The organism is Lapillicoccus sp., from assembly GCF_039935575.1.
Taxonomy (GTDB): domain Bacteria; phylum Actinomycetota; class Actinomycetes; order Actinomycetales; family Dermatophilaceae; genus Lapillicoccus.
Window position 1 is genome coordinate 1 of the sequence record NZ_JBDTKA010000115.1, and the last position, 7,210, is coordinate 7,210.

Sequence of the window (7,210 nt, forward strand, 5' to 3'; positions counted from 1 at the left end):
GCATTGCTTCACGTTGGTCGACGGCCAACATAGCGAACGCGCCGCTCGGTCGGGCGATGGCGTCGAGGCCGTAGGCGACGGTGGTCGCGCCGGACGCGCTGTCAGTCATGGAGACTCCTGGATCGGGTTTTGGTCGGTTCTGGGCTCAGCGGACGGGCGCGGGTAGAAAGGACATGACCTCTGGCAGCCTGGGGATGGTGGACCGGCCGTCCAAGCCCCGACACGCCAGTGCGGCCGCCGCGTTGGCAAAGATGAGGCGTTGCTCCAGCGGCAAGCCGTGGATCTCGGAGGCGATGAGCGCGCCGTGGAACACGTCCCCCGCCCCCAAGGTGCTGACGATCTCGACACGATGGGCTGGAGCGAACGCCGCCTGACCGGTGCTCGTTCGGGCGTACGAGCCGTTGGCGCCGTCGGTGGCGACGACGATGTCGCAGCCGCCCGCGATTGCCTGAACGAGAAGGTCGTCGACGTCCATCAACCCGGAGTCCGACCGAAGCGCCTCGACGGTCGGGACGAAGAGCCGGACGCCAGCTTGGGTGAACCCGGGGATGGGGTTGCCGGCGTCGACCGACAGCCGTGGCCCGACATTCGGGAATGCCTCGGTGACGGGGCCCCAGCCGACGTGGTCCACGTGGACCACGGGAGCGGCAGCGAGCAGGGCCCGTCCCGCGGTGAGCTCGATGTCTGGGCCAGGGCGGTTACAGATCGCCCGAGTGCCATGGACCGCGTCGACCACGACGACGCTGACTGCGGAGGCGTGACCGCGGCGCACGCTGACCCCGCTGACGTCGACCCCTTCGGCCGTCAGCCCCGCCAGGATGCTCTGACCGTCGACGTCGTCCCCGACGGTCCCCACGAATGCCACGTGCATTCCCAGCCGGGCCGCGGCGACCGCTGCCGTCGCCGCGGGGCCGCCCCCGGCGTGTGCAATGGCGTCGGCAACCATCCGCTGGTCCGGCCTGGGGAAACCGCTCACCAGGGCAAGTGCATCCTGGGTTGCGGCTCCCACGAACACCGCGTCGAACGTGGTCCTCATGTCGCCACCGGGATCCCTAGTGTGATGTCAGTCTCGCCGTCTGACAGAAGATTAACATTCGATGGTGAAAAGTCAACATCTTCCTGGCCCTAGATCGCGTACTCTGGCGTGCCAGCGTCATCTGGTGGTGTTCGCGAGGGAGGGAGGCCCGTGGCCGATCAGCAAGGGCGCGCGGAGACATTGCGCTACGACAGTGCCCCGGCCCGGCGGCGCCGCATCCTGACCGCAGTCGCTGAAGCCGGCTTCATCTCGGTGACCGACCTGGCCCGGCAGCTGGGCGTGTCCGACATGACGGTGCGGCGCGACCTGCGCAAGCTGGAGCACCAGTCCAAGGTGCGCGTCGTTCATGGTGGGGTAAGCGCTTTGTTGGCCTCGCTGCACTCACCGGCTTTCGCGGGCCGGGCCGGGCTCCAGTCCGAAGGCAAACGGACGATCGCCGAACGGGCCGTCGGGAGCATTCCATGGGCCGCGACCATCGCGGTCGACGCCGGCACGACAACCTACGCCGTGGCACAAGCGCTCCCCGACAGCTTCACCGGGACGGTGGTGACGCATTCTGTCCCGGTAATGCAGCTGCTCCTGACCCGTGGCCTGGGGCGTGTCGTTGGTCTGGGCGGCGATCTCCTACGGGAGAGCCAGGCCTTCGTCGGTCCGCGCACCGTCGAGGCGACTCAGGGACTACGCGTTCAGACGCTGTTCCTGGGCGCGGCCGCTGTCGATCACAAAGGGCTGTACGTCTCGACCGACAGCGAGCGACCCACCAAGCTCGCACTGATGGACATTGCCGATCGCGTCGTCCTTCTGGTCGACAACGCGAAGTTCTCCTCGCCCGCCGCTGTACTCCTGTGCGGCTGGGATCGGATAGCCGAGGTGGTCACCGACCTTCCACCCGCTGATGCGATCCGCGAGCGGCTGACTGAGATGGGGGTGTCCCTCGAGGTTGCGCTCGCCCGGGAGCCCGCACGCGCCGAGACGCCATAGCGGAGCACGCTTTGCCGCCGCCGAAAGCGGTGAGGACACTCAGCCCGTGCTGACCTGGCCCGCTTGACCCTCTAGACAGGGCCTGTGAGCGCGTGATGGGCGAACCGCGGACGACTCGCGTACAGTTCCGGTCCGAGCAAGCCCGGGCGGGCTCGAGCGGGTTCGAACGCTTTCCCTCACGGCCCCTTCCTTGGGTCGCGAACGCACAGGTGCGCAGCGCTGCGGACCGCGACGATCGATATCTCACGCCTCTAGCGAAAGGTGGAGCGAGCATGGAAACTACCTCCTCCAACGATCTGGCGGTCATCGCGTCTCTGGCAGGGCAGGAGCTCTCCGAGCACCGCAGCCCCGGCGAGGACACCGTGGTCCTCCTGACGGTGCTGGTCCGATGAATTCGTCCGACACAGGGGCTGGACTTGCGGGTCCCAACCCAGACGTCGAGCGTCTGACGCGGTGGACCGCCGCCGGAGGCCGGTGGCGTGTGGTCGTCCGTACTCCTGCGAGCCTTACGGTGGCGCTCCTGACGTGCGACGGGGGCGAGGAGATGGAGCGCATCGTCTCTTCCGACTCCGCGTTCGTCGAGCACGTCGGCGCGTCGTCAGACAGTGAGTCTTGATGCATACAGGGCGCCTACCCGGCTCCCGGTTCCCGGTTGCACGGCGTGCCTGCCGAAGGGCGTGCCTGCCGAAGGGAGGTTGACACAACGTCTGAGAGGAGCAATATACGTGTTCTGGGTTGAGCTCATCCGGTGACTAGGCAACTGGGGGTTGCGATGGCTGATGACATGGATCGCAGCGCCTCTCGGGTCGACCCGCCGGCGCCGGACCGGACCAAGGTTCTGCGGATATCGTTGGCGGCGCTGCCCTTCATCGGCATCTTGGGTGGCGCCGGCCTTGCCAACCGGGCTGAGCCGTTCGTGTTCGGACTGCCGTTCCTCATGGCGTGGATTGTGGGATGGGTCGTGGCCAGCAGCGCGATCATGGCCATCGTCTACGCGCTCGACCCAGCAAACCGCGAACCGCAGCCCGACGACGAAGGGCGTCTGCCATGAACGCGGCGCTCGTCGTTCTCGCCGCTGGTCTGCTGGTGGCCCTGGCTTTGGGTCTTCGCGCTCGGAAGGGGCATGAGCTCAACCTCGAGGAGTGGGCTGTCGGCGGTCGCTCGTTCGGTGTCATCTTCGTGTTTCTGCTGCTGGCCGGTGAGATCTACACCACCTTCACTTTCCTTGGTGGCAGCGGGTTCTCGTATGCCAACGGCGGCCCAGCGCTCTACATCCTCGCCTACGGCTGCCTCGCATACATCATGTCGTACTGGTTGCTGCCGGCGGTGTGGCGCTACGCCAAACGTGAGCGCCTGGTGTCTCAGGCCGACTTCTTCGCTCGCAAGTACGCCAGCAAAAACCTGGGCATCCTGGTTGCGCTGATCGGGGTGCTCGCGATGATCCCCTATCTGATCCTGCAGCTGAAGGGCATGTCCATCATCGTGGAGGAGACCTCCTACGGGGCGGTAGGGCAGACGACGGCGATCATCATCGGCACGGCCGTCCTTACGGTCTACGTGATGGTGTCCGGGATCCATGGGGCCGCCTGGACCGCCGTCCTCAAGGACATCCTCATTCTGTCCGTCGCGATCTTCCTCGGCATTTACCTTCCCTGGCACTACTACGGGGGCATCAGCCCCATGTTCAGCTCGTTGCAAGCGAAGGACCCGCAGTTCCTCACCTTGCATACCCCCGCTCTCGGCGTCTCGTGGTTCATCAGCACCGTGCTGTTGACCGCGTTCGGCTTCTACATGTGGCCACACTTCTTCGGCGCGACGTTCTCGGCGAAGCACGAGCGGGCGCTGCGCCGTAACGCCGTGGTCTTCCCGCTCTACCAGCTGGTGCTGTTGTTCATCTTCTTTGTCGGTTTCGCCGCCGTGCTGAAAGTCCCGGGGCTCAAGGGGACCGACTCCGATCTGGCACTGCTGCGGCTTTCCCGCGACGCGTTCGACCCGTGGTTCGTGGGGTTGATCGGCGCGACCGGCATGTTGACTGCGCTGGTTCCGGGCTCGATGCTCCTGACCACCTCGGCCACGATGCTGGCCAAGAACGTGTATGCCGAGCTGCGGCCGGGGACGTCACCAGCAACGGTGATGCGGTTGGCGCAGCTACTGGTGCCGGTCCTGGCGATTGTCACCCTGCTGCTCACCTTCGGCGGCGGCAGCACCATCGTTGCCCTGCTGCTGCTCGGCTACGCCTTCGTCACCCAGCTGTTCCCCGCGCTGGTTGCGAGTCTGCTGCCACGGAACCCGGTCACGGTCAGTGGGGCAGCCGCCGGAATGGTGGTCGGCGTCGGAGTGGTGAGCTACGTCATCGTCGCCAAGCGCTCTGTTGGAGATCTCATGCCGTTCCTGCCCGAGTGGGCTGCCACCCTCAACGTAGGCATCATCGCCCTGATAGCCAACGTGGTCGCGCTTGCAGTCGTCTCTGCATTGACCAAGGGTGCGCGACGACCGCCGGCTGCCGACCCCTCCGGCCTTGAAGCGGCGCGTGGAGGGGCTCGATGACCGATGGGCAGACAACTGCCGTCCGGGTCGACGAGGCAAGGCTCGCCGGGCTCATCGAGCAGCTGGGCCGGGTGGGTGCGCAGCCGGGCGGGGGGATCATCCGGCCCCTATATTCGCCCGCGTGGCGTGACGCCCAGGACATGGTGTCGACCATCATGGCGGACGCCGGACTGGAAGTCCGCGAGGACGCCGTCGGCAACGTGTTCGGCAGCCTGTCCGGTGACGTCGCCGGACCCGTCGTCCTGACCGGGTCGCATATCGACACGGTCGTGCACGGCGGCGCCTACGACGGGGCGCTCGGCGTCCTGTCGGCGATTGTTGCCGTCCAGGCCTGCGCGGCGGCCAGCGGAGCGCCACGGCGCACCGTCGACGTGGTGTCCTTGTGCGAGGAGGAGGGCAGCCGCTTCAACGGCAACTACTTCGGCACCCGCTCCATCCTCGGTATGGTCGCAGCCGACGAGCCGATGCTCTTGGTGGACGCCGACGGTGTCACGCTGGCCGAAGCGGCACGCTCGGTCGGCCTGGACCCGGCCCGCTTCGGCGAGGCACGTCGGGAGGACTTCGACACCTTCCTCGAGCTACATATCGAGCAGGGTCGCACGCTCGTCGACTCGGACATCGAGATCGGGGTTGTCGACGTGATCACCGGGTTGGTCTGGGTCGAGGTGGTGGTCGAGGGGCGTACTGACCATGCCGGCGCGACGGCGATGACCAACCGCCGGGACGCACTTCAGGCTGGGGCACGGATGGTCGCCGCGGTCGAACGCGTGGCGCTTGACGAGGGGCACCCGGCGGTCGCGACGACCGGCGTCATGCGGGTCTATCCGGGTGGAGCGAACATCGTACCGGGGCGGGTGGAGTTCACCATCGACGCGCGGCACCCGCAGTCGGCCGTGCTCGACCGGATGGTGACGGCGATCCGCGGGCAGTGTCAAGCCATCGCCGACGATCGTGGAGTCGACGTCACGGTCCATCTGACGAAGGAGACGCCGCCTCATCACCTCGACGTCGGCCTGCGCAGCACGCTGCAGCAGGCGGCCGACGCGTGCGGGGCCAGCTGGCGGGAGCTGCCCAGCGGCGCCGGGCACGACAGCCAGACGATGGGCAGCCGGGTCGCAGCGGCAATGCTCTTCGTACCCAGCATGGACGGTCGGTCGCACAGTCCCGCCGAGTACAGCTCGCCCCAAGACTGCGCGCGAGGGGCATCTGTCTTGGCCACGGCGTTACACGCCCATGCCTGGGCCCCGCTCCGGACGGAGGCACGATGACATCCGACGAGCTCGTCACGAACGTCCACCAGCAGGTCGTCGACTGGCGCCGGCACCTGCACCAGAACCCGGAGCTGTCCTTTCACGAGCAGGACACGGCAATGTTCGTGCAGGAAACCCTGGAGTCAGTTTCCGGCCTGGACGTCACCCGTCCCACCGCTACGAGCGTCATGGCGCGCCTGCGCACCGGGCGACCTGGCAAGGTGCTCGCCATCCGTGCCGACATGGACGCCTTACCGATCCAAGAAGAGAACCAGTTCGAGTTCCGGTCCCAACGGCCGGGTGCGATGCACGCGTGCGGGCACGACGCGCACACCGCGATGCTGCTGGGCACCGCGAAAGTGCTCTCCGCCATGGCCGACCAGCTGTCCGGGGAGGTGCGCTTCATCTTCCAGCATGCGGAGGAGCTGTTCCCGGGCGGAGCGGACGAGATGATCCAGGCCGGCGTCATGGACGGCGTCGATCTGGTGATCGGCGCGCACGTCTGGGCGCCCCTAGAGGTCGGAAAGATCGGAATCGTGTATGGCCCCGCGATGGCGGCGCCTGACACGTTCTGGATCACCATCCACGGCACGGGTGGGCATGCGGCGATGCCCCACCAAACGGTCGACCCGATCGTTGTCGGAGCCCAGGTCGTCTCGGGACTCCAGCACATCGTCTCGCGCGCCGTCGACCCGCTGAGCACGGTGGTGGTTTCGGTGACGCAGTTCGTCGCCGGCACCACACACAACGTCATCCCGGGGTCGGCTCAGATGCAGGGGACCGTGCGCAGCTTCGACCCGGAGCTACGCGAGAGCGTGCCCGCGTTGATGGAGCGGTTCGTCAAGGGAATCACCCACGCGCACGGGGCGACCTACGAACTCAAGTACGAGCAGGGATACCGCGTCGTGCATAACGAGTCAACTGTTACCGCCCTCGTCGAGGACACCGTGCGCGAGGTGCTTGGCGAGGCCGCGATCGACACGATGAAACCCACTATGGGCGGCGAGGACTTCTCCGCATTCCAAGAGCGAGCACCGGGCTGTTTCTTCTTCGTCGGCGCAGGCAACCCGACCAAAGGAATCGTGCACCCCCACCACCACCCGCGTTTCACTATCGACGAGGACGCCCTCGACATCGGGGTGAGGGTCTTCGTCCACATTGCCGCCCGAGCATTGACCTAGGAGGGCCGAATCCAGCTGGTTGCGCGAAGGGCCTCAGGTCACGTCGCGACGTTGGAAGACCCATGCTCCGAGCAGGACGGCCACGCCCACGAGGACGGCGAGGTAGATGCTGCTGTGTCCGAGGCTGATGGTGTGCTGGGCGGGCTCACATGAGCCACCGCCACCGGCTCCGACGCACGGGTTGAAGAGGTAGGACCACCCGTTCTGGACGAAGG

General features: G+C 66.9%; 7 protein-coding genes. 5 read left to right on the top strand and 2 right to left on the bottom strand.

Going from position 1 to position 7,210, the window contains the following annotated elements; translation table 11 throughout:
* Positions 1-145 precede the first annotated feature (145 nt).
* Entirely contained in the window at positions 146-1,036 is an 891-nt protein-coding gene (locus tag ABI385_RS14020; RefSeq protein ID WP_348104374.1) for a PfkB family carbohydrate kinase, read from the bottom strand.
* Between the two features lie 150 nt (positions 1,037-1,186).
* Here ABI385_RS14020 and ABI385_RS14025 point away from each other — a divergent pair, with 150 nt between their 5' ends.
* The 5 genes from ABI385_RS14025 to ABI385_RS14045 all read left to right on the top strand — a co-directional run bounded on the left by ABI385_RS14025 (position 1,187) and on the right by ABI385_RS14045 (position 6,995).
* Entirely contained in the window at positions 1,187-2,017 is an 831-nt protein-coding gene (locus tag ABI385_RS14025) for a DeoR/GlpR family DNA-binding transcription regulator (protein WP_348104375.1), read from the top strand.
* 784 nt (positions 2,018-2,801) lie between these two features.
* Entirely contained in the window at positions 2,802-3,068 is a 267-nt protein-coding gene (locus tag ABI385_RS14030; RefSeq protein ID WP_348104376.1) for a DUF3311 domain-containing protein, read from the top strand.
* Positions 3,065-4,564, top strand: a complete 1,500-nt coding sequence (locus tag ABI385_RS14035; RefSeq protein ID WP_348104377.1) for a sodium:solute symporter family protein — start codon at positions 3,065-3,067, stop codon at positions 4,562-4,564. The genes ABI385_RS14030 and ABI385_RS14035 overlap by 4 nt, the downstream gene beginning before the upstream one ends.
* Complete coding sequence (locus ABI385_RS14040; RefSeq protein ID WP_348104378.1) at positions 4,561-5,832, top strand: Zn-dependent hydrolase; 1,272 nt, start codon at positions 4,561-4,563, stop codon at positions 5,830-5,832. The genes ABI385_RS14035 and ABI385_RS14040 overlap by 4 nt, the downstream gene beginning before the upstream one ends.
* A complete protein-coding gene (locus ABI385_RS14045) occupies positions 5,829-6,995 on the top strand; it encodes a M20 family metallopeptidase (protein ID WP_348104379.1) in 1,167 nt (388 codons plus the stop codon). The genes ABI385_RS14040 and ABI385_RS14045 overlap by 4 nt, the downstream gene beginning before the upstream one ends.
* Positions 6,996-7,028: 33 nt before the next feature.
* Here the strand turns inward: ABI385_RS14045 and ABI385_RS14050 are convergent.
* Positions 7,029-7,210: hypothetical protein (locus ABI385_RS14050; protein WP_407068280.1), on the bottom strand; the 182-nt coding region annotated here is incomplete at its 5' end.

Excerpts from the sequence above, each read along its gene's own strand:
- ABI385_RS14040 (WP_348104378.1), top strand. The coding sequence starts at position 4,561 with ATGACCGATGGGCAGACAACTGCCGTCCGGGTCGACGAGGCAAGGCTC.
- ABI385_RS14020 (WP_348104374.1), bottom strand. The coding sequence starts at position 1,036 with ATGAGGACCACGTTCGACGCGGTGTTCGTGGGAGCCGCAACCCAGGAT.
- ABI385_RS14030 (WP_348104376.1), top strand. The coding sequence starts at position 2,802 with ATGGATCGCAGCGCCTCTCGGGTCGACCCGCCGGCGCCGGACCGGACC.
- ABI385_RS14035 (WP_348104377.1), top strand. The coding sequence starts at position 3,065 with ATGAACGCGGCGCTCGTCGTTCTCGCCGCTGGTCTGCTGGTGGCCCTG.
- ABI385_RS14045 (WP_348104379.1), top strand. The coding sequence starts at position 5,829 with ATGACATCCGACGAGCTCGTCACGAACGTCCACCAGCAGGTCGTCGAC.